The organism is Bradyrhizobium sp. STM 3843 (assembly GCF_000239815.1).
Taxonomy (GTDB): Bacteria; Pseudomonadota; Alphaproteobacteria; order Rhizobiales; family Xanthobacteraceae; genus Bradyrhizobium.
In genome coordinates, this window is record NZ_CAFK01000247.1 from 1 (window position 1) to 826 (window position 826).

The 826-nt window shown below is 63.4% G+C and carries 1 protein-coding gene; it reads right to left on the reverse strand.

Going from position 1 to position 826, the window contains the following annotated elements:
* The coding region (locus tag BRAS3843_RS25475) for a transposase (RefSeq protein WP_035982734.1) at positions 1-585 on the reverse strand (585 nt) is incomplete at its 3' end.
* Positions 586-826 lie beyond the last annotated feature (241 nt).

Consider the following 826-nt stretch of genomic DNA (forward strand, 5'->3'; position numbering starts at 1 on the left):
GCCGAGCGGCCGGCCGATGCTCTCGGCGGCACGCAGCCGGTCGAATAGATCATCCCCGTCCTCCGGAGCGTTGCTCAGCAGCAGCGCGGCAATATCCGGAAAGATATCCCTGACTGGAGCATGCGCGGTAACACCGTCGTCCTTGCCGCGCAAATGCGCGCGCGTGCTCGACCAGGCCCAATCCTGCGGGCGCGCGACCAGGCGTGCGCGGACCGGGTTAAGGCTGACATAGCGCAGCGCGGCGGCGAGATGCGTTTCATCCATCGCCACGGCGCCGAACCGCCCCTGCCAGAAATGGCCACTGCGCCTGCGGCGCGCCTGGATGATGCCGGCATAGGCGCGATGGACGCGCGAGAGCGCCCGGCGCAGGCCGTCGGCGTCCGATGGAACCAGGATCAAATGCACATGGTTCGGCATCAGGCACCACGCCCAGACCGCGACGTCGGCGGCCGCGCAATGGGTCGCGAGCAGGTCGCGGTAGAGCGCATAGTCCTTATCGCCGAAGAACGTCCGCGCCCGCCCGTTGCCACGCTGGGTGACATGGTGCGGCAGACCGGGGACAACGACACGGGCGAGGCGGGCCATGCTCCATCTTGTCCTGGTCTTGCGCGGATGTCAATTTAATGCACTGTCACCGTAATTCCAATTTAGTGCACTGTCACCGTAATTCTGTCCGTAATTCCAGTGGGACGTGAAGAATCACGGTAACGCTGCATCAAGCTGCTCTCGCAGATCTCTGTGGCGGATAAAATTGACCACGCTAGTTTAATGCACCGCAATTTCGCTGTCAGTTGGCGAGAGGCGTCTGCGGCGCGATCTTGTTCTG